General features: G+C 42.5%; 3 protein-coding genes. All 3 read left to right on the top strand.

Translation table 11 applies throughout. The features are described 5' to 3' along the window. Positions 1–464 precede the first annotated feature (464 nt). A complete protein-coding gene (locus SOLCA_RS11570; protein ID WP_014680635.1) occupies positions 465–6,392 on the top strand; it encodes a Calx-beta domain-containing protein in 5,928 nt (1,975 codons plus the stop codon). 99 nt (positions 6,393–6,491) lie between these two features. Next, positions 6,492–7,466, top strand: a complete 975-nt coding sequence (locus tag SOLCA_RS11565) for a PorP/SprF family type IX secretion system membrane protein (protein ID WP_014680634.1) — start codon at positions 6,492–6,494, stop codon at positions 7,464–7,466. Between the two features lie 481 nt (positions 7,467–7,947). Continuing rightward, positions 7,948–25,977, top strand: a complete 18,030-nt coding sequence (locus tag SOLCA_RS23160; protein ID WP_169313288.1) for a Calx-beta domain-containing protein — start codon at positions 7,948–7,950, stop codon at positions 25,975–25,977. Positions 25,978–26,058 lie beyond the last annotated feature (81 nt).

Here is a 26,058-nt window from a genome sequence, read left to right as displayed (position 1 = left end):
TACTAATGTTAAAAAAATCCTTTTATACCTTATTCTATAAGAAATAAGCGTTTGTATGTTTTGTTTTGTAAAAAGCAGTTCTTTTTGGGGCTGCTTTTTCGTTCAATAAAAAATGGTAAAAAAGCGCTTTTTCGAGAATCTGCGGTAAGTAAGCAGTTTAACTATCTGTTTAAACATGTTTTTATTTACAAACTTTAAGTGTTAATAATGAAATTTAAAAGCAAATAATTGGATAAAATAGTATACAATTGTTTGTTTGTTTGATCTTTTTTAATTGTTAATTATTTGAAAATAAGTTGTTTACATGTATTTATTTTGCATAATTTTAAGTTGAAAATCAGGCCATACATAATTGTATCAAACCAACTTTATAAAAAGGCTCCCGTCGTCTTACTTAGTTCCACCATTTTCGAAAATACTTTTCATATAGGCCGGGTTTAAGTTAAACTTAAACAAGAGTTACTATGAAAGCTTCACTCTACTATTTGAGTGGAAAACAAATGCAATTTTGTTTTCCTACAGAAAACCTATTCAAAAAATTAACGACTTATAAAAGCCAGCTTTGTACTATTGGTAGCGCCATGATACTTTTGCTAATGTTACCTTATGTATCGATAGCTGTCAGCTTTTCAAGTCCGACCTCAAAAAATATAGCCCTGCAGCAAGGATTACCGTGTATTTCTATCAATGATATTTCAGTTAAAGAAGGAAACTCCGGCAGCTCAGTTGCCAAATTCGAAGTTACGTTGGATAAATCCTGTAATCAAACAGTAATTGTGGGATACTGGTCTGCCCAGTCGCCTTCGATTTTAGTTGCAGCAACAGATCCAAAAGATTTTACAGGAGTGAGTGGTACGTTAACTTTTGCCCCAGGAGAAACAAGTAAAACCATAGATGTAACGATAAAAGGGGACAAGACTTATGAAGAAAACCATGAGTTTTTTATCCACTTGTCTGGAGCTAAAAATGCCACAATTTGTAAAGACAAAGGCAAAGGTACAATCGAAGATGATGATCCTTTACCTGAGATGAGAATCAGGGATACATCAATAACAGAAGGAAACTCAGGACAGAAAAATGCTTATTTTATGGTTGAATTGAAGGACTGTAGTGACCATCCAATAACATTTGAGTATGAGGTTTCTGGTGGGTCAGCAACTGGAGATGAAGATTTTGTAGTGAAAAAAGGGAAATTGACCATTGACCCTACAAAAACCTACAAATGGTTAATGGTTCCAATTATTGGGGACCAAAATAAAGAAGAGGACGAAGACTTTTTTATCACAATAAGCAATGCTGTTAATGCACAAATTATTAGAGATAAGGCCAAAGGTGTAATTATTAATGATGATGAAGCAACAGAACTTCCGGCGATATCCATCAATAATGTGAGTGCAAACGAAGCCGACGGAAAGGTTACATTTACGCTTTCATTAGATGCTCCTGGTTCAAGTAGTATAACGGTTGATTATGCCACGGCTAATGGAACTGCTACGGCAGGTGCCGATTATACGGAAGGAACAGGGACATTAACATTTCCTGCGGGAGAAACATCGTTAACACTTGATGTTCCAATTACTGACGACAGTGAAACGGAAAGTACGGAAACATTTCTGGTAAATCTTTCTAATGCAACTAATGCCACAATTAGTGATGCGGAAGGACAAGGAACTATTCTGGATAATGACCAGGAAGTTGAGTTACCTAATATTAGTTTTACCGAAACATCCTTTAATGAAGCAATAGGAGATGCCTCTGTTACAGTTTCATTAACTAAAGCTTCTACCGAAACAGTTACCGTTGATTATGCGACGGCTTCCGGAACAGCAACATCAGGTACAGACTTTACAGCTGCCTCTGGAACAGTAACATTTGCCCCTGGCGAAACTTCAAAAACAATTACGGTTGCTTTAACTGATGATGGTATCGATGAAACTAATGAGAACTTTATGATCGACTTCAGTAATCCAACAAATGCAAACCTACCAAATAACCAAGGCTCTTACGTTATTTTAGATGACGATGGAGCTCCAACAGTGAGTATTTTGGATGCAAGTGCCGATGAAGATGATGGAACAATAACATTCACCGTGCAGTTTAATGGTGAAACAGATCAGGAAGTGACGGTTGATTATGCAACAGCCAATAGTTCTGCAATTGCCGGTGACGATTATACGGAAACCTCCGGAACCATAACATTTCCTGCTGGTTCGGCCAATACCACCCAAACCTTTACGGTGTCTATTTTAGAAGATGAAATTGATGAAACATCGGAATCTTTCTTAGTAAACCTTACCAATCCTGTTAATGCAACGATTGTTAATGCACAGGGCGAAGGAACTATCAATGATAATGATGAAACTCCAGTAATAACGCTTGATAACACTTCGGTTTCTGAAGGAAATACAGGTACCGTAACGGCAACTATTACGATAAGTTTGTCGACAATTTCTTCAGAAACAATTACTGTTGATTGGGCTACTCAGGATAATACGGCTACAGAGCCTGATGATTACGTTGCAGCTAACGGAACTATTACTTTTGCTCCGGGAGAAAGCAGTAAAACAGTATCCCTAACAGTTAACGGCGATGAAGAGGATGAAGGCAATGAGTCTTTCACGGTCAATCTCACCAACGCAACAGGTGGAGCCACAATTTCAGATAGCCAAGGATTTGTGACTATCGATGATGACGACGCTCCTCTTCCGAATTTTACTATAGATGATGTAACTATAACTGAAGGTAATTCGGGTACTGTTGACGCCGTATTTACAATTACACTGAGTGCTGCCGCTGAAGAAGCAATAACAGTTGACTGGACTACACAAGATAATGCCGCTGTTGCCCCTGACGATTTTACTGCAGGCAACGGTACGTTAACTTTTGCAGCCGGTGAAACCACAAAAACTGTTACCGTTTCGGTGAACGGTGATGCTGAAGATGAATCAAATGTTGAAACTTATTTTGTATCGCTTAGTAACGTTACAGGACCTGCTACTATTTCTGATAATACAGGTGTTGGGTACATTACCGACGATGACGAACCATTGCCAGCATTCTCTGTAGAAGATATTGAAGTAAATGAAGGTAACTCAGGAACCGTTACAGCAACATTTACAGTTACTCTTGATAAAGCCGGAACAGAAAATATTACAGTAGATTATGAAACACAAGAAAATGCAGCAACCGACCCAGAAGACTATGCAGCTGCAAGTGGTACATTAACATTTGCTCCGGGTGAGCTAACTAAAACCGTTGATGTTTCTGTTGTCGGTGATGTGGACGCAGAAGGAAATCATGGTTTTTATCTTTTCCTGGATAATGCAGTTAATGCGCAAATTCCGGATCCATATGGTTTCTGTACCATCATTGATGATGATGTAGATGTTCCGGCGGTACGTATTTACGATGCATATGTGTATGAAGGTAATTCGGGTACAAGTGAACTAACATTCTATGTTTATCTGGATAAAAATCCGACGACAGCAGTAACGCTGCATTACGCATCAGCTGATGTTACGGCAACAGAAGGTGAAGACTATACAGGAGTTTCAGGCGACCTTACTTTTAGTCCGGGTGAAACGTACAAAGCAATAACGGTAACCATTAGTGGTGATGCAGACTTTGAAGGTAATGAACAATTCCTGATCAATATCACAGATGTTGAAAATGCGACTGTTAATGATGGCCAGGGCAGTTATATTATTTATAATGATGATAATGCTGTTATTGCATATGTAGGTGATTATTACTTCAATCCGGAAGGAGACAGTGGAACCAAATCACTTACATTGTATGTTTACCTGAATAATTTACCAAGTAAAGCGGTCACTCTTGATTATGAATTATTGAACGGAACAGCCGTTAGCGAGTCAGATTATGTAGCTGCCAGTGGAACCCTTACTTATGCTGTTAATGAATACTTTAAAGCAATAGAAATTACGATTAATGGAGACGAAAGTTTCGAGCCTAATGAATTCTTTAGAATTGTGTTGAGCAATCCTGAAAATGCCTTGGTTGGAGATGGAGAAGGTATTATAACCATTTACGACGACGATGCACCAGTCCAAATTTACATGACTGATGGTTATGTTAATCCGGAAGGTAACGATGGAAGTCAAACAGTAACAGTATATGCATACCTTACTCAATATTCGGATCAAACGGTAACAGTTGATTACACAACAACAAATGGAAATGCAACCAGCGGCTCAGATTACACAGCCGTAAGCGGTTCGCTTACCTTTAGTCCGGGTGAATATTTTAAACCAGTTGATATTGAAGTGCTTGGTGATCAAACTTTAGAGTCGAATGAAGTATTTAAAGTAACGCTGAGTAACCCGACCAATGCAACCATTTACGATGTAAATAGTGTAGTCCTCATTTACGATGACGATGCTATACCTTACTTTACAATTAACAATACCAGTGGTACAGAGGGAGGCAACGCAACATTTACAATTTTCCGGAATATATCGACGGGTACAGCCGCTATAGATTATGCTACGGTTAATGGACAGGCTACAGCTCCGGCCGACTATACTTCAACAACTGGAACATTAACTTTTTCAGACGGTGAATACTACAAAACCGTTGACGTTCCAATAGCAACTGATGCAGTTGATGAACCGTATGAATATTTCTTCATGCAATTAAGCAATGCGGAAACAGGCTACGTTATTCAGGATATAGACGGAAGTGCTTATATCAATGGTGGTGGAATCGATTATAATTATTTGGGCGTTTATGGTACAAGCGATTATGAAGGTGATTCAGGCACCAAAACATTTGATTTTACAGTGTATCTAACTCGATCTGGTAATAATAACCAAGTTACAGTTAATTATACTGGAAGAAATATTTCGGCAGTATCTCCATCAGATTTTACTGCATTTTCCGGAACATTAACATTTTCACCAGACGAATATTCGAAAACAATTCCGGTAACTGTAACCGGCGATAATAACTTCGAATATGACGAAACGTTCGGCATCACTTTATCGAGCCCGACTAATGCAACGTTTATTGATCCTTCAGCAATATGTAATGTTTATAACGATGATAACATTGCCGTAATAAATGTTTACGACGTAACCATCACGGAAGGAAATGAAGGTGATGATAAAACAGCAACAGTGGGTGTGTACCTATCACCAGTAAACAGTGATCAAACAGTTACAGTAAATTATGAAACCCAAAATGGTACAGCAACTTCCGGTTCTGACTATGTAGCTACAGATGGAACCGTCACATTTGCTGCCGGTGATAGTTATGAAGAATTTACAGTAACTATAAACGGAGATAACACATTTGAACCTGACGAATATTTAAGGATTTTGCTGAGTTCACCTACGAATGCAATTATTGCAGACGGAGACTCCTATGTGAAAATTACCGATAATGATGTTACTCCATACCTATTTGTCTCTGATGCAGCAGTAACCGAGGGTGATGATGGTAGTCCTAGTTTAACGTTCTACGTTTACCTGAACACTTTTACGGATAAAGTTATTACCGTTGATTATGCTACAGAAGATGTAACTACAACCTCAGATGACTATACGGCAACTGATGGTACATTAACATTTGATGGTGTAACAAGTCATATGGTTGAAGTACCTGTAAACCCGGATCTTGTATTTGAGCCAACTGAATATGTGAACTTAGTATTGAGCAATCAAGTAAATGCAAATATTGGCGATGGAACCGGAACGGGTACAATTAATGATGATGATAACACACCTATCGCTAATGTTTACGATAGTTATGTATATGAAGGAAATGAGGGTGAAACCGACATGTACTTTAGTGTTTACCTGAATCAGTACAGTGATCAAACGATTACAATTGATTACGCTACAGCAAATGGTACGGCTACCTCAGCAAGTGATTACACCGCTTCGAGCGGAACGCTAACATTTGATCCATACCAAACTTATCAATATGTTTTAGTGAAGATACAAGGCGATGCAACAGATGAAACCAATGAAACATTTAATGTAACCCTTAGCAATCCGGTTAATGTTTTATTGGGTGATAATGAGGCTACCGGAACTATATATGACGATGATGCAGGTTCTTCGTTTGCTCCAATTACCGGAAATGATATTCAATTTAATAGTAACGCTCCGATAGCTAATGTGTTTACCCCTAACGGTGATGGAATAAATGATCAGTTTAAAATAGCTGGAATAGAAAATGAAGAAAACGAAGTGATTGTAATGAATCGCCAGGGAGTTCAGTTGTTTAAAAAAGAAAATTACAAAAACGACTGGGATGCTAATGGTGTTGAAGACGGAACGTATTTCTATCTAGTTAAAATGAAAGATTCAAGTGGGAAATTACAGGTTAAAAAAGGTTATGTAACTGTAGTTCGTCAGTTAAATAAATAGTTAGTGGTAAGAGGAGGGTATTAGATTAGATCTGATACCCTCTTTTTTATCTTTTATTAATTGAGTAAATTGATATTAACGCTTATTGAACCCACAACTATGAAAAAACGCTCTCTCCTAATATTCCTTTTTCTAATTATTGACGTTAGTGTTTACGCTCAGCAAGATGCGCAATTTAGTCAGTACATGTTTAACGGTATTTATATTAACCCTGCTTATGCCGGTTACCGTGAACAGTTGAATTTACATATGTTTTACCGCTCGCAATGGACCGGTGGTTTGGAAGGCAATCCGGAAACCTTCACGTTTGCGGTCGATGCAATAGCCAACAATAATAATGTCGGGCTTGCCATGAATGTAATCAGTGACAAACTGGGAGCAGAAAGTACTTTGGCAGGTTATTTAAATTACGCTTATAGGTTAAGAGTTAGTGAAACAGGCCGATTAGCATTTGGGCTAGGTGTTGGTTTGGCTCAGTATGCAATTGATGGTTCAAAACTGAATCCCAATAATCCTATAGATCCGTCGGTTCCAATTACAAAACAGAGTGTTGTAGTTCCAGACATAAGGGCGGGTATTTATTATACAACCGAACGGGTATATGCAGGTTTCTCTGTCGATAACCTGATTGGCCAATATATGAGCTATACAAAAGATCCATCTATATTAATTCCGAAAAAATATCCTCATTTCTATTTAACAGCAGGAGGATTGGTGCCTTTATCGCAATCTATTTTGTTGAAACCCTCATTTATGTTTAAAGTAGAAGAAAAATCGCCTTCCACACTCGATATTAATGCATTTGTTCTGTTCTACGAACGTTTATGGCTGGGTGCTTCTTACCGTCGTGGTATAATGCTGCTTGGAAGCGATAATTTACAAGATAACCTGGATATGAATAATGCTATATCAGCATTGGCTGAAGTATACGTTACAGATCGAATCAGAATTGGTTATGCCTACGACTTCTCATTAAGTGAGTTCAAAAATTATAACTATGGTACACATGAAATCTCATTAGGTTATTCAATTATTCCTAAGAAAATCCGAATGTTAACCCCAAGATATTTTTAACCTGGCTGCGGCCAATTTATCTGAGTTCATCTTGTGTTAACGGGATGAACTTTTTTAATAGACAAGTAAGTTGAAATTGATCGTATTCTTTTAAATTGTATACAGAAATAAGTAAATTTAATAATGTAACAAATGTGTATATAATACTAAACGCACAGTCCATCCTTGATATCAAAATTCCATCTTAAATTAAACCATTTCATACCTTATTAAAAGCACTTCTCTAGCTTCCTAATTAAAATTTTAGCATAAAAAAAAATTAAAAATTCATAATAAGCCATTCAAATTCGTTAGGGGAATTGTTTTTGATAACCTGCTGTAAAGCTGGTTGATATACAAGTTATTTGTTTTAAGGCCGACTCTTTACGCTCTCTTTAGTGAATTTATGGTCAAAAGATTTACGCTCTCAACTTTTGCTGTAAAAGTCCGAAACTATTGCTTCAACCTCAATAGTTTCGGCTTTTATTGCTTTTTATTGCTTTTGACAACCACAATTGCCGCAAAAGCTCAAACTGTATCGATAGCTAATGCAGTTGCGGTTAATGAAGGTAATACGGGTACACCCAATACACTACGCTTTACCATAAGTTTAGACGTTACTTCGGCCACGCCTGTTAACATAACCTATGATTTTACTGGAAGTACAGCAATTCCTGGAACTGATTTCGTTAACACAACAACTACAGTAACCATTCCTGCCAATACGTTAACAGCCACTATTTCAGTTCCGGTTAGAGGAGATAATATCGATGAACCGAATGAATCGGTCGTGGTTAATCTTACCTCGGTAACCTCCGGTAATGCTACATTGGCAACGTCCCCAGGCAACACTGCAAGTGGGCAAATTACAGATGACGATAATGCGCCAACAGTGAGCATTGCATCTCCATTGCCTGTTACAGAAGCAAATATTACAGTAAATATTCCGGTAACGTTAACAAATCCGAGTTCAGAGGATATTGTGCTTACCTATGTATATTCAGGATCAGCATCAGGAGGAGCAGTACAAGACAAAGGTATTGATTACAATAATGCGATAACTACATTAACTATTCCCGCTGGAGCTACAGTGGGTTCTATACCTGTAATGGTTTATAGTGACAACAGAGACGAACCCAATGAAACGATAATAATAACCCTTCAAAGTGCAACAGGAGGTGCCATACTTGCACCGGGAGTAGCACGAAGAGCAACCACTACTATTAACGACAATGATACTCCTCCAAAAGTTAGTTTTCGATTATTAAGTTCGAGTATTAACGAAAACGGAGGCACCGCAAAAATAAGAGTGCGCTTAACGGGCAATACAACGGAATTTCCGGTAACCGTTCCAGTGACAGTGGCAGGAACGGCTACTATTGGAGCCGCAAATGATTACACTTACAGCATTGATGCTCCTGATGCTGATAATGTTCAGCCTATTGTATTTTTACCTGCTTCGTCAACGTCTGACGGTGTTACAGCAATAGATATATCGGTAAATATCAATGATGATGCCCTGCTTGAACCGGATGAGACAGTGATATTCACCTTAGGAAATCCGACCAATGCAGCGCTTGGAACCATTAAAACGCATACGCTTACCATCCTCAATAATGATGCTCAGATAAGTATATTTTCTTATGATGCTGTAAAAGCAGAAGGTAGCGCTGGCAGTACAACAAATTTTGCCTTTTCGGTGCAAAGAGATGCCGCAATCCCAACTGATCAGGCTATAAATTTTCAATATTCGGTAACGGCAGGAAGTACAAATCCTGCTCAGGCAAATGATTTTGACGGGGCAGCATTTCCGGTAAATATAACTGGAACAATCCCGGCGGGACAATCATCAGTTATAATTACTATTCCGGTAGCACATGATACTGATCTTGAGCCTAATGAGAGTTTTGTTGTAACCATTACTCCTGAATCGGGCATTTTAACCGGAACTCAAACCGCAAACGGAACCATTCAAAACGATGATAATGTTGTTTCTCTTGAATTTACGCAGTCGTCTATTGCTGAAGGACAGAACGCAAACCTGAGAGCTAGGATCTTAAATGCTTTGCCCGTAGATGTAATAGTTACCGTAAATACCTTAACAGGTACAGCAACAACAGGCACTGATTACTCAATGAGCTCTTCGTTGCCAATAACGTTAACAATCCCTGCCGGTTCATTAACCAGTAACCTGGTAAGCTTAACTTCTATTGATGACGGAACTTATGAGGGTAATTTACCAGAAACTGTTGTTGCTGCAATTACTGCCGTTACACAAGGGGGAGTTGCAGCCGGAGCAAATGGTGTACTGATTATTACCGATGCACAAACCGCTCCGGTGGTATCTGTGAATGCATCCTCCATGCAAATCAATGAAAACCCTGTTGGAGCTTCTACCATTACAGTTTCCCTTTCAAATAAATCTTTTGAGGATGTTGTTGTTGATATGTCTGTTGGGTTAAATGGAACTGCCAATATTGATGACGATTACACTCGCACAGGGGGCACGTTTGTGACAATTCCGGCTGGAAGTACTTCGGCAACTTATAGCGTAATAACAGCCATTAATGATGCGATTTATGAAGGCACGGTAAATGAGTTCTTAGATGTAAGTATTGTTAACGTGCGCGGAGGAGGAGCTACAATTAATGCTGCTCAAAGTAGTTTTAATATTGAAATTGTTGATTTTCAAACTATCCCAATTATAAGTATTGGTGCTGCAGCTGACGTGGTTGAAGGCCCGACAGGAGAAGTTAAGTACCTCAATTATCCTGTCTATATGACCAGGATGAGCTCGCAGGATATTGTATTGCAATACTCATTTGATGGAGCAAGTTCGGCTATTGGAGGAACGGCAATTGCTAATGATTACAATAATGCAGTTACAGAATTATTGATTCCTGCATTTTCACCATTTGCAGGTGGACAACCGGTAACATATATACAAGTGCCCGTAAATGGAGATAATATTAGTGAGCTGCCGACGATAGAAACGGTAATTATAACCTTGCAAAACGGGGCGGGATACCAGGTTGCGACAGCGCCAAATAACCGCGCCACAGGTGAAATTATTGATGATGATGAAATTCCTACTGTTAGTCTTTTTATTGATTTCAATATTATTAGAGAGCCTGGAATAGGTGGACCTAATACAGCTAAATTAAGAGCCAAACTGGATAACCCGGATATCGTTTCTTCACAGGACATCACTGTTCAGCTAAATTTATCAGCAGGGGTGGCCCAAAACGGGTTAGATTATAATTCGATTTCATTGCCTTATACTTTTACAATACCTGCCGGAGCTATTGAAAGCACTAACACATTGAACATTGATGCTAAAGGAGATTTGACGTATGAGGGCAGTAACGAGCAATTTTCTGCCAGTTTATCAAATATAAGTTCAAATGCTCAATTGGGCGTAACGGAATATATTTTAAGAATTAATGAAATTGACCCTCCCCCGGTATTCAGCATAAATTCAGTGTCGGCAGTAGAAGGAAATAATGGAACCACCACATTAACTTTCACTGTGACTAAAACAGGTGCAACCGACCTTATTGCCACAATTGACTATTTTACATCAAATGGAACGGCGACCACCGCAGACAATGATTACATAAATGTTCCTGTACAAAAACTCACATTTGCACCAACTGAAACAACTAAAACTATTTCAGTAATAATCAATACTGACACCAAATTTGAGCTCGATGAAACGCTAACTGTTACGTTGCAATCACCATTAAATGCCACGATGAACAGTGCCGCAAGGATTGGTACGGGCACAATTATAAACGACGATAGTCTTCCTGTTTTCTCTATTAATAACATGGTGGTTAATGAAAACCAGGGAACTGCAACCTTAACAATTACCAAAACCGGATCTTCTTATGCTAACTCAACCGTTACCTATGAGACAGCTGCCGGATCTGCTGGTAGTCCGGTTGATTTTATAGCTGTAGGAAAAACAATATTGACTTTTTTACCTACTGAATTTGTAAAAACAATTAACATCACCATCAGCAATGACGATATAATTGAAAATAGCGAAACGTTTTCAGTTCTTTTAACCGCTCCAACAGGTGGAACAATTGACGCAACCGCAGGAACCGGAGTGGTTACCTTAATTGATGATGATGGTTCCTTGTTTTTTATTGTTGGTGTTTCGGTTAATGAATCTGCAGGAACAATAACTTACCAGGTTGGTAAAACAGGAAATATAGCATCATCTGTTAATTATACTATTGCCAATGGTACTGCCACTTTGGGAAGTGATTTTACAGTAAGTCCAACTTCCGGAACGTTAAATTTTGACGTTTTGGATAACTATAAAGACATCACCGTCACAATTAATGAGGATAATATATATGAAGGTGACGAGGATTTCACTGTCACGTTAAGTAACCCGACAAATGGAACAACAATCCTTGCAGGATTTGACGTAGGAAGTCAAATTATTGCAGACAATGATGCCTTACCAATTATTAGTTTCTCCCAAAATTCGCCTTCGATTACAGAAGGAAACTGTACTAATGTAGTATTAAATGTCCAGATCGAACTTGATAATACAAGTGCACAAACGATATCAGTAGACTATAATACCGCAAATGGAACAGCCGTTTCAGGTAGTGATTATACAAGTGCTTCAGGCACCATTACATTTAATCCCGGAGAAACTCAAAAGAATATTCAGCTGACCATACTTCCTGCCGATGTATCAGATGCAGCTAATGAAACATTTACTTTAAATCTTTCAAATCCAACTAATGCTACTATTGCTACTGTTTCGAATAGTATAACAATAATAAAATCAGAACCATTAGTGCAAACACTTGTTTCACAGACCGATCCATTGTGTTTTGGCGCAGTAAATGGACTAATAACCGTTACTGCTTCAGGAGGAACACCCCCTTATCAATTTACATTGAATGGAGGAACACCCCAATCCGTAGGAAACTTCACTAATCTTGTGAGTGGAAATTATCAGGTAGCAATAACAGATGCAGAAGATTGTGTAGAATCGGTAGATTATCTCTTAACTGATCCGGCAGACATTACAGTAAATGCTACTGCGTTAACGATTTTGTGTAATGCTGATAAATCAACTATCACCATAACAGCATCCGGTGGAACCGGAGATTTATCTTATTCATTAGATGGAAGCTTGTATCAATCATCAAACGTCTTCGCAAATGTTGATGCCGGATCTCATACAGTATATGTTAAAGATGATAATGACTGTGTAAAACAGGAAACGTTAACTATTGCACTGCCAACGGTTATAACTGCAAGTATTGCTTCGGGAGCGATTAATTGTTATAACGGAACTACAAATTTAACCATAACAGCATCCGGAGGAACCGGGACCCTCCAATACTCTATAAACGGAATTGATTTTCAGGCTAGTAACGTGTTTAATGTACCTGCTGGAACATATCAGGCTACAGTCAGAGATGCGAATGGCTGTACTGTTGTTTCATCCTCTTTAATAATTGATCAACCGGTTGAGTTACTAGTATCAATTGCTAATGCACCAATTACTTGTTTTGGTGTTCCTACTGTGCTTACAGCTACTGCGTCAGGTGGAACAGGTGCATTAGAGTATTCTTTGGATGGAACTACATTTCAAGCTTCTAATGCATTTAATGTAAGTCCTGGGACATATTCAGTGACAGTAAGGGATCAGTTAGGTTGTGTTAATACATCTAATTCTTTTACGATTACTGGTCCGCAGGAATTAACCATCAGCCCATCCTCAACAACTGATGTCACATGTTTTAATGGGAATGATGGGGCTATTAGTTTAGATGTAGCAGGAGGAACACCTCCGTACACTTACTCATGGTCTAACGGAGCCATAACTCAAGATATTAATAATTTATCAGCCCAATCTTATACAGTTCAGGTAAAAGATGCTAATAATTGTACGATAACCGGAACGTATACCATTACAGAACCTAATGCTGTTCCTACTGCAACATTCACAGTTATACAACCAACTTGTTTAGTTTCAACCGGAACAATAACGATCCTTACGCCATTATTGCAAGAATATTCATTAGATGGAGGAACTTATCAATCCTTGGGAGCATTTACTGGAGTTGCATCCGGATCGCACACATTAACCGTTCGCAATGCTGCAGGGTGTGAATCACAGACAGTGTTTGTAACGATTGATCCTCCTTTAGCATCTCCTGCACAACCACAAGCAACGATAACTCATCCAACGTGCGTAGTTTCAACCGGTATTATTACAATATCCGACCCGGTCGGTATTGGAATTAGTTATTCATTGGATGGGGGAAGTTTTCAATCATCAACAATATTTAATAATGTTTTACCCGGCAATCACACAGTTGTTGCCGAAAATTTAATAGGCTGTCAATCTACGGCATCAGCATTTGTAATTAATGCAGCGCCTAATACACCTGCTACACCAACAGCAAGTACCGTCCAACCAACTTGTTTAGTTGCTACCGGAAGCATTTCAGTCAGCACTCCAACAGGAACAGGCTTGGAATATTCGATTGACGGCACCAATTATCAGACTTCCACGGATTTTACAGGGCTTGCACCAGATACCTATAATCTGACGGTAAGAAATGCGGCAGGTTGCGAGTCGACAGCTTTGGTGGTGACGATTAATGCAGCACCTAATACTCCTGCTACACCAACAGCAAGTACCGTTCAACCAACATGCATAGCTCCAACCGGAAGCATTTCAGTGATCACTCCAACAGGAACAGGCTTGGAATATTCGATTGACGGCACTAATTTTCAGGCTTCCGCTGACTTTACGGGGTTAACGCCAAATACCTATAACCTGACGGTTCGCAATGCCGATGGTTGCGAGTCGACAGCTTTGGTGGTGACGATTAATGCAGCACCAGCAACACCAGCTACACCAACAGCAAGTACCGTCCAACCAACTTGTTTAGTTGCTACCGGAAGCATTTCAGTCAGCACTCCAACAGGAACAGGCTTGGAATATTCGATTGACGGCAATTATCAGGCTTCCACGGATTTTACAGGGCTTGCACCAGATACCTATAATCTGACCGTAAGAAACGCAGCAGGTTGCGAATCGACTGCACTTTCAATTACCATTAATGCAGCACCAGCCACACCAGCCACACCAACAGCAAGTACTGTTCAACCGACATGTCTAGCACCAACCGGAAGCATTTCAGTGACCACTCCAACGGGAGCAGGCCTGGAATATTCGATTGATGGCACCAATTACCAGGCTTCCGCTGACTTTACAGGACTGGCGCCTGATACCTATAACCTGACAGTTCGCAATGCGGATGGTTGCGAGTCGACAGCTTTGGTGGTGACGATTAATGCAGCACCTAATACTCCTGCTACACCAACCGCAAGCACCGTTCAACCGACATGTACAGCTCCAACCGGAAGCATTTCGGTCAGTACTCCAACAGGAGCAGGCCTGGAATACTCGATTGATGGCACCAATTACCAGGCTTCCACTGACTTTACAGGGTTAACGCCAAATACCTATAACCTGACCGTTCGCAATGCCGATGGTTGCGAGTCGACCGCTTTAGCAGTGACGATTAATGCAGCACCTAATACTCCTGCTACACCAACCGCAAGCACTGTTCAGCCAACATGTCTAGCTCCAACCGGAAGCATTTCGGTGACCACTCCAACAGGAACAGGCTTGGAATATTCGATTGATGGTACCAATTACCAGGCTTCCACTGACTTTACAGGGTTAACGCCAAATACTTATAGCCTAACGATAAGAAACGCGGATGGCTGCGTGTCAACCGCTTTGGTTGTAACGATTAATGCCGCGCCAGTAGCTGCAACACTTACCGAAACTCACAACAGCCCAAGCTGTGGAAACGCTAATGGTAGCATTACGGTCACTGTAACCGGAGGCACGGCACCGTTTACGTACAGCTGGGATTCGGGTGAAGGTACCAAAGACCTGACCAATAAAGCTTCAGGCACCTATACGTTAACAGTAACCGATGGGGGTAACTGTCAGCAGACCTTAACCGTGGTACTGAGCGATCAGAACGGTCCAACCGTCACAGTCGATAATCAGAGTAATGTGATGTGTAACGCAGGAACAACAGGGGCGGTGAATGTAACCACCAGCGGCGCAGCTCCGTTAAGTTACAGCTGGACGGGACCGAACGGTTTCACTGCTACAACTGAGGATTTGAGCAATCTTGCAGCAGGGGTATACAGCCTGGAAGTAAAAGATGTCAATAATTGTACAGCCGGATTAACGGTGACCATTACCGAACCACTGGCCATTGCCACACCAACAGCAAGTACCGTTCAACCGACTTGTCTAGCTCCAACCGGAAGCATTTCAGTGACCGCACCAACGGGAGCAGGCTTGGAATACTCGATTGATGGAGTTAATTACCAGGCTTCAACGGACTTTACAGGGTTAACGCCAAATAGCTATAACCTGACGGTTCGCAACGCAGCAGGTTGCGAGTCGACAGCTTTAGTGGTGACGATTAATGCAGCACCTAATACTCCAGCCACGCCAACAGCAAGCACTGTTCAGCCAACATGTCTAGCTCCAACCGGAAGCATTTCAGTGACCACTCCAACAGGAGCAGGGCTGGAATATTCGATCGATGGTACCAATTACCAGGCTTCAACGGACTTTACAGGGCTAGCACCGGATACCTATAATCTTACGATAAGAAATGCCGATGGTTGCGAGTCAAGCGCTTTAGTGGTGACGATTAATACCGCACCAGCCACACCTGCCACGCCAACAGCAAGCACTGTTCAGCCAACATGTCTAGCTCCAACCGGAAGCATTTCAGTGACCACTCCAACAGGAGCCGGCTTGGAATATTCGATCGATGGTACCAATTACCAGGCTTCCGCTGACTTTACAGGACTGGCACCTGATACCTATAACCTGACGGTAAGAAATGCCGCTGGTTGCGAGTCGACAGCTTTGGTGGTGACGATTAATGCAGCACCAGCAACACCAGCTACGCCAACAGCAAGTACCGTTCAACCAACATGCATAGCTCCAACCGGAAGCATTTCAGTGACCACTCCAACAGGAACAGGCTTGGAATATTCGATTGACGGCACTAATTTTCAGGCTTCAACGGACTTTACAGGGCTAGCACCGGATACCTATAATCTTACGATAAGAAATGCTGATGGTTGCGTGTCAAGTGCTTTAGCGGTGACGATTAATGCCGCACCAAATACTCCTGTTACACCAACCGCAAGCACCGTTCAACCGACATGTACAGCTCCAACCGGAAGCATTTCAGTGACCACTCCAACAGGAGCAGGGCTTGAATATTCGATTGATGGAGTTAATTACCAGGCTTCAACGGACTTTACAGGGTTAACGCCAAATACCTATAACCTGACCGTTCGCAATGCCGATGGTTGCGAGTCGACCGCTTTAGCAGTGACGATTAATGCAGCACCTAATACTCCTGCTACACCAACCGCAAGCACTGTTCAACCAACATGTTTAGCTCCAACCGGAAGCATTTCAGTCAGCACGCCAACAGGAGCCGGCTTGGAATACTCGATTGATGGCACCAATTACCAGGCTTCCACGGACTTTACAGGGCTAGCACCGGATACCTATAGCCTGACGGTTCGCAATGCGGATGGTTGCGAGTCAAGCGCTTTAGTAGTGACGATTAATGCCGCACCAAATACTCCAGCCACGCCAACAGCAAGCACTGTTCAGCCAACATGTCTAGCTCCAACCGGAAGCATTTCAGTGACCACTCCAACAGGAGCAGGCTTGGAATACTCGATTGATGGTACCAATTACCAGGCTTCCACTGACTTTACAGGGTTAACGCCAAATACTTATAGCCTAACGATAAGAAACGCGGATGGCTGCGTGTCAACCGCTTTGGTTGTAACGATTAATGCCGCGCCAGTAGCTGCAACACTTACCGAAACTCACAACAGCCCAAGCTGTGGAAACGCTAATGGTAGCATTACGGTCACTGTAACCGGAGGCACGGCACCGTTTACGTACAGCTGGGATTCGGGTGAAGGTACCAAAGACCTGACCAATAAAGCTTCAGGCACCTATACGTTAACAGTAACCGATGGGGGTAACTGTCAGCAGACCTTAACCGTGGTACTGAGCGATCAGAACGGTCCAACCGTCACAGTCGATAATCAGAGTAATGTGATGTGTAACGCAGGAACAACAGGGGCGGTGAATGTAACCACCAGCGGCGCAGCTCCGTTAAGTTACAGCTGGACGGGACCGAACGGTTTCACTGCTACAACTGAGGATTTGAGCAATCTTGCAGCAGGGGTATACAGCCTGGAAGTAAAAGATGTCAATAATTGTACAGCCGGATTAACGGTGACCATTACCGAACCACTGGCCATTGCCACACCAACAGCAAGTACCGTTCAACCGACTTGTCTAGCTCCAACCGGAAGCATTTCAGTGACCGCACCAACGGGAGCAGGCTTGGAATACTCGATTGATGGAGTTAATTACCAGGCTTCAACGGACTTTACAGGACTGGCACCGGATACCTATAACCTGACCGTTCGCAATGCCGATGGTTGCGAGTCGACCGCTTTAGCAGTGACGATTAATGCAGCACCTAATACTCCTGCTACACCAACCGCAAGCACTGTTCAGCCAACATGTCTAGCTCCAACCGGAAGCATTTCAGTGACCACTCCAACAGGAACAGGCTTGGAATATTCGATTGACGGCACTAATTTTCAGGCTTCAACGGACTTCACAGGACTGGCGCCTGATACCTATAACCTGACGGTTCGCAATGCGGATGGTTGCGAGTCAAGCGCTTTAGTAGTGACGATTAATACAGCACCAAATACTCCAGCCACGCCAACAGCAAGCACTGTTCAGCCAACATGTCTAGCTCCAACCGGAAGCATTTCAGTGACCACTCCAATAGGAGCAGGCTTGGAATACTCGATTGATGGTACCAATTACCAATCTTCCACTGACTTTACAGGGTTAACGCCAAATACTTATAACCTGACTGTGCGCAATGCAGCTGGTTGCGAATCGACTGCACTTTCAGTTATCATTAACGCAGCACCAGCCACACCTGCCACGCCAACAGCAAGCACTGTTCAGCCAACATGTCTAGCTCCAACCGGAAGCATTTCAGTGACCACTCCAACAGGAGCCGGCTTGGAATATTCGATTGACGGAACTAATTTTCAGGCTTCCGCTGACTTTACAGGACTGGCACCTGATACCTATAACCTGACGGTAAGAAATGCCGCTGGTTGCGAGTCGACAGCTTTAGTGGTGACGATTAATGCAGCACCTAATACACCAGCAACGCCAACAGCAACCACTGTTCAACCGACATGTTTAGCTCCAACCGGAAGCATTTCAGTCAGCACGCCAACAGGAGCCGGCTTGGAATACTCGATTGATGGCACCAATTACCAGGCTTCCACAGACTTTACCGGGCTTGCACCTGATACCTATAACCTGACGGTAAGAAATGCTGATGGTTGCGTGTCAACAGCTTTAGTAGTGACGATTAATGCCGCACCAAATACTCCAGCCACGCCAACAGCAAGCACTGTTCAGCCAACATGTCTAGCTCCAACCGGAAGCATTTCAGTGACCACTCCAACGGGAGCCGGCTTGGAATATTCGATTGACGGAACTAATTTTCAGGCTTCCGCTGACTTTACAGGACTGGCACCTGATACCTATAACCTGACGGTAAGAAATGCCGCTGGTTGCGAGTCGACAGCTTTGGTGGTGACGATTAATGCAGCACCAGCAACACCAGCTACGCCAACAGCAACCACTGTTCAACCAACATGCATAGCTCCAACCGGAAGCATTTCAGTGACCACTCCAACAGGAGCCGGCTTGGAATATTCGATCGACGGCACTAATTACCAGGCTTCCGCTGACTTTACAGGACTGGCGCCTGATACCTATAACCTGACGGTAAGAAATGCTGATGGTTGCGTGTCAAGTGCTTTAGCGGTGACGATTAATGCAGCACCAGCAACACCAGCTACGCCAACAGCAAGTACCGTTCAACCAACATGTACAGCTCCAACCGGAAGCATTTCAGTGACCACTCCAACAGGAGCCGGCTTGGAATATTCGATCGACGGAACTAATTTTCAGGCTTCCGCTGACTTTACAGGGCTGGCACCGGATACCTATAACCTGACGGTTCGCAATGCGGATGGTTGCGAGTCAAGCGCTTTAGTAGTGACGATTAATGCCGCACCAAATACTCCAGCCACGCCAACAGCAAGCACTGTTCAGCCAACATGTCTAGCTCCAACCGGAAGCATTTCAGTGACCACTCCAACAGGAGCAGGTTTGGAATACTCGATTGATGGTACCAATTACCAGGCTTCCACTGACTTTACAGGGTTAACGCCAAATACTTATAGCCTAACGATAAGAAACGCGGATGGCTGCGTGTCAACCGCTTTGGTTGTAACGATTAATGCCGCGCCAGTAGCTGCAACACTTACCGAAACTCACAACAGCCCAAGCTGTGGAAACGCTAATGGTAGCATTACGGTCACTGTAACCGGAGGCACGGCACCGTTTACGTACAGCTGGGATTCGGGTGAAGGTACCAAAGACCTGACCAATAAAGCTTCAGGCACCTATACGTTAACAGTAACCGATGGGGGTAACTGTCAGCAGACCTTAACCGTGGTACTGAGCGATCAGAACGGTCCGACCGTCACAGTCGATAATCAGAGTAATGTGATGTGTAACGCAGGAACAACAGGGGCGGTGAATGTAACCACCAGCGGCGCAGCTCCGTTAAGTTACAGCTGGACGGGACCGAACGGTTTCACTGCTACAACTGAGGATTTGAGCAATCTTGCAGCAGGGGTATACAGCCTGGAAGTAAAAGATGTCAATAATTGTACAGCCGGATTAACGGTGACCATTACCGAACCACTGGCCATTGCCACACCAACAGCAAGTACCGTTCAACCGACTTGTCTAGCTCCAACCGGAAGCATTTCAGTGACCGCACCAACGGGAGCAGGCTTGGAATACTCGATTGATGGAGTTAATTACCAGGCTTCAACGGACTTTACAGGGTTAACGCCAAATAGCTATAACCTGACGGTTCGCAACGCAGCAGGTTGCGAGTCGACAGCTTTAGTGGTGACGATTAATGCAGCACCTAATACTCCTGCTACACCAACCGCAAGCACCGTTCAACCGACATGTACAGCTCCAACCGGAAGCATTTCAGTGACCACTCCAACGGGAGCAGGCCTGGAATATTCGATCGATGGTACCAATTACCAGGCTTCAACGGACTTTACAGGGCTAGCACCGGATACCTATAATCTTACGATAAGAAATGCCGATGGTTGCGAGTCAAGCGCTTTAGTGGTGACGATTAATACCGCACCAAATACACCTGCCACGCCAACAGCGACCACTGTTCAGCCAACATGTCTAGCTCCAACCGGAAGCATTTCAGTGACCACTCCAACAGGAGCAGGCTTGGAATATTCGATTGATGGAGTTAATTACCAGGCTTCAACGGACTTTACAGGACTGGCGCCTGATACCTATAACCTGACAGTTCGCAATGCCGATGGTTGCGAGTCAAGCGCTTTAGTGGTGACGATTAATGCAGCCCCAATAGCAGCAACCCTTACCGAAACTCACAACAGTCCAAGCTGTGGAAACGCTAATGGTAGCATTACCGTCACCGTAACCGGAGGCACGGCACCGTTTACTTATAGCTGGGATTCGGGTGAGAGCACCAAAGACCTGACCAATAAAGCTTCAGGCACCTATACGTTAACAGTAACCGATGGGGGTAACTGTCAGCAGACCTTAACCGTGGTACTGAGCGATCAGAACGGTCCAATCGTTACAGTCGATAATCAAAGCAATGTGATGTGTAACGCGGGAACAACGGGGGCGGTGAATGTAACTACCAACGGAGCAGCTCCGTTAAGTTACAGCTGGACAGGACCGAATGGTTTCACTGCTATTACTGAGGACTTGAGTGATCTTGCTGCAGGGGTATACAGCCTGGAAGTAAAAGATGTCAATAATTGTACAGCCGGATTAGTGGTGACCATTACTCAACCACTGGCCATTGCCACACCAACCGCAAGTACCGTTCAACCAACATGTACAGCTCCAACCGGAAGCATTTCAGTGACCACTCCAACGGGAGCAGGCTTTGAATATTCGATTGATGGTACCAATTACCAGGCTTCCGCTGACTTTACGGGGTTAACGCCAAATACTTATAGCCTGACCGTTCGCAATACGGATGGTTGCGAGTCGACAGCTTTAGCGGTGACGATTAATGCAGCCCCAATAGCCGCAACCCTTACCGAAACTCACAACAGTCCAAGCTGCGGAAACGCTAACGGTAGCATTACCGTCACCGTAACCGGAGGCACAGCACCGTTTACGTACAGCTGGGATTCAGGGGAGAGCACCCAAGACCTGACCAATAAAGCTTCAGGCACTTATATCTTAACAGTAACGGATGGGGGTAACTGCCAGCAGACCTTAACCGTAGTACTGAGCGATCAGAACGGTCCAATCGTCACAGTCGATAATCAGAGTAATGTAGTGTGTAACGCAGGAACAACAGGAGCAGTGAATGTAACTACCAGTGGAGCAGCTCCGTTAAGTTACAGCTGGACGGGACCTAACGGTTTCACTGCTACAACTGAGGATTTGAGCAATCTTGCAGCAGGGGTATACAGCCTGGAAGTAAAAGATGTCAATAATTGTACAGCCGGATTAACGGTGACCATTACCGAACCACTGGCCATTGCCACACCAACCGCAAGCACCGTTCAACCGACATGTACAGCTCCAACCGGAAGCATTTCAGTGACCACTCCAACAGGAACAGGCTTGGAATATTCGATTGACGGCACTAATTTTCAGGCTTCAACGGACTTTACAGGGCTAGCACCGGATACCTATAATCTTACGATAAGAAATGCTGATGGTTGCGTGTCAAGTGCTTTAGCGGTGACGATTAATGCCGCACCAAATACTCCTGCTACACCAACCGCAAGCACCGTTCAACCGACATGTACAGCTCCAACCGGAAGCATTTCAGTGACCACTCCAACAGGAACAGGCTTGGAATATTCGATTGATGGCACCAATTATCAGGCTTCAACGGACTTTACAGGACTGGCGCCTGATACCTATAACCTGACAGTTCGCAATGCCGATGGTTGCGAGTCAAGCGCTTTAGTGGTGACCATTAATGCAGCACCAGAAACACCAGTCACACCAACAGCTTCAACCGTTCAACCAACATGTCTAGCTCCAACCGGAAGCATTTCAGTGACCACTCCAACAGGAGCCGGCTTGGAATACTCGATTGATGGTACCAATTACCAGGCTTCCACTGACTTTACAGGGTTAACGCCAAATACTTATAGCCTGACCGTTCGCAATGCCGATGGTTGTGAATCGACAGCTTTAGCAGTAACGATTAATGCAGCGCCAATAGCAGCAACACTTACCGAAGCCCACAACAGTCCAAGCTGTGGAAACGCTAATGGTAGCATTACCGTAACAGTTACGGGGGGCACAGCACCGTTTACGTACAGCTGGGATTCGGGTGAGAGCACCAAAGACCTGATCAATATAGCTTCAGGCACCTATACATTAACGGTAAACGATGCCGGTAACTGTCAGCAGACCTTAACCGTGGTACTGAGCGATCAGAACGGTCCAATCGTTACAGTCGATAATCAAAGCAATGTGATGTGTAACGCGGGAACAACGGGGGCGGTGAATGTAACTACCAACGGAGCAGCTCCGTTAAGTTACAGCTGGACAGGTCCGAATGGTTTCACTGCTATTACTGAGGATTTGAGTGATCTTGCTGCAGGTGGTTACAACTTGGTGGTAACAGATAGTAAAAATTGTTCAACCAATTTAACCGTAAATATTACTGAGTCCTCACCAATTAATATTCTTGAAACACATACCAACTCAAGTTGTGGAGTTGCTTCAGGAAGTATTGATCTTGATGTTTCTGGTGGAGTTGCGCCATATAGTTTTAGATGGAATACAGGGGAGATTACTCAAAATATTCGTTCAATAAGTGCGGGCATATACTCTGTTGTTGTTACAGATGCCAATAGTTGTAGTCAATCATTAACCGTGAACATTACTGATTTAAATGGTCCTGTTGTAACGGTTAAAAATCAAACAAATCCAAGTTGTAATGGGCAAAATACCGGAGCAATTGAAATATCAGCATCAGGAAATGGATTAACCTATCGATGGACCGGCCCGAATGGTTTTAATTCCGATGTGAAGGATATTAAAGACTTGGTAGCCGGAAACTATGATTTAATAGTAACAGATGCTAATAATTGTATAGCAAGTTTAAGTATTCAAATTTCAGAACCTCAGGTTTTAATCGTTAATGAGACACATATAAATCCAACTTGCGGAAATCCATCTGGAAGCATAAAACTGAATATCAATGGTGGCACTGCTCCTTACAGTTATGTCTGGAGTTCCGGACAAATAACCCAAGATATTGTTTACTTACCTGCAGGAACTTATAGTGTAACCGTTAAAGATGCAAATAATTGCGAAGCAACCATTTCTGTAGGTTTGATTGATCAAGCAGGGCCAACTGCATCAGCTGTTGCTACAAGCATTTGTAATGGATCATCAGATGGAATAATAACCGTAACTGCTAATGGGGGAAAAGCGCCTTTGAGTTATTCACTGAACGGAACCAATTTTCAGGTTTCAAATATTTTTACGGGTTTACCTGCTAATAATTACACTGTCATTGTTAAGGATGCTAATGATTGTCGTACGACTATAAACACTTCTATTAATGAATCGTCTGCTATAGAAACTACAGTGAAAATCACTGCGGCAGGTTGTAAGGGTGAATTTAAAGGTGGTGCAGCAATAACTGTTTCAGGAGGTGTTAGTCCATACGCTTACCTATGGAGCGGTCCAAACGCTTTTTCCTCAACTAATAAGGATATTTCAAATGTTCAGGCGGGTATTTATCAACTTAAAATTACGGATGCTGCATCATGTGAATCGATTGTGGAAGTTAATGTTGTTGAATCTGCTTCGATAGAGGTTAAATCTATTATTATAAACACTTCTTGCAGCGGTATTCCAACGGGACAAATCAACATCGATGTTAGCGGTGGAAGACCTCCTTACAAATTTAGTTGGTCGAATGGAAGTACTTCAGAAGATATTAAAGACCTAAGTGCTGGACTTTATAGCGTAGTTGTAACGGATGCTAACGATTGTGATGCCACCCTACAGGCAATGGTAGGTGTGATAGAACTTCGCCCTAAGGCAAATGATGATCAGTATGCAGGTTTATCGGATATTGCTATCTCCGGAAATGTGGGTATAAATGACGCTGATGTCGATGGTTCTATAGTCCGTAATGATGTGTTGACCAATCCTCAAAATGGAACTGTTAGCTTAAATACCAATGGTGCATTTATTTACCAACCAAAAACCGGTTTCAGTGGCACCGATTTCTTTGAATACTATGCTACTGACGACTGCGGATTGCGAGATACTGCTCGTGTTAATATCACCATCAGTCGCGAGAATTTGCCTCCGGTTGCTAAAGATGATAGTTACACCACCCAAAAGAATGTATCACTTATTGTTCCAACTGTTAATGGCATTCTGGTAAACGATAACGATCCTAATGCAGATCCAATTGTTGCAACAATAGTGCAACAACCTCAACACGGTGATTTGGTATTAAATTCGGATGGATCATTTACCTATGTGCCTGATAAAGATTATGTAGGTCCGGATTCATTTACCTACACCCTATCTGATGGAAGATTAACAAGCAATGTAGCCACAGTAACTATCAATGTGACAGAAATTGTAGTTACTGAAATGGATCTGGCTATTACAAAGACTGTAGAAAATAAATCAGTGGTAATTGATGATGAATTTACTTACACAATTACAGCAGATAATCTTTCTACTATTGATGTGTCGGATGTTTTAGTGAAGGATGAGTTACCGGAAGGATTGGAATACGTTGATGCTTTTGCTTCTAAAGGAACATTAGCGTATGATCCTGCAACCCATACATTAACTTGGCAAATGAGTCAAATGACGGCAGGTGAACGACAACTATTGACGCTGAAAGTAAAGGTGAAACAGATTGGAACCTTTACCAACACAGTAAGTATTTCGGCACCGGGTAAAGATAAGAACCTTAAAAACAATGTCTCATCTGCTCGTAAAACAATATTGGGCTTTGTAATTCCTAACACATTTACGCCTAATGATGACGGTATGAATGATCTGTTTGTTATAAAAGGAATTGAGTCAATGGATAGTGAGTTGCATATATATAACAGATACGGTGATGAAATTTATGTAAAACGAAACTATCAGAATGATTGGAACGGATCGTCTTTACCTTCTGCAACTTATTATTATGTGTTAAAGATCAGGGATGAAAATAATACTATTCAAAGTTTTGCAGGGGCACTTACAATAATTAGGTAATTAAGTAATAATGCTGCTAGTTTCCATGGATTTATACTTACGAACAATAAAGTTTGATCTTTTTTGTTGATATTCATAGGC

The sequence above is a fragment of the Solitalea canadensis DSM 3403 genome (assembly GCF_000242635.2).
Classification (GTDB): Bacteria; Bacteroidota; Bacteroidia; order Sphingobacteriales; family Sphingobacteriaceae; genus Solitalea; species Solitalea canadensis.
The sequence above is the reverse complement of the archived record's forward strand: the minus strand, read 5'-3'. Positions and strand labels throughout refer to the sequence as shown.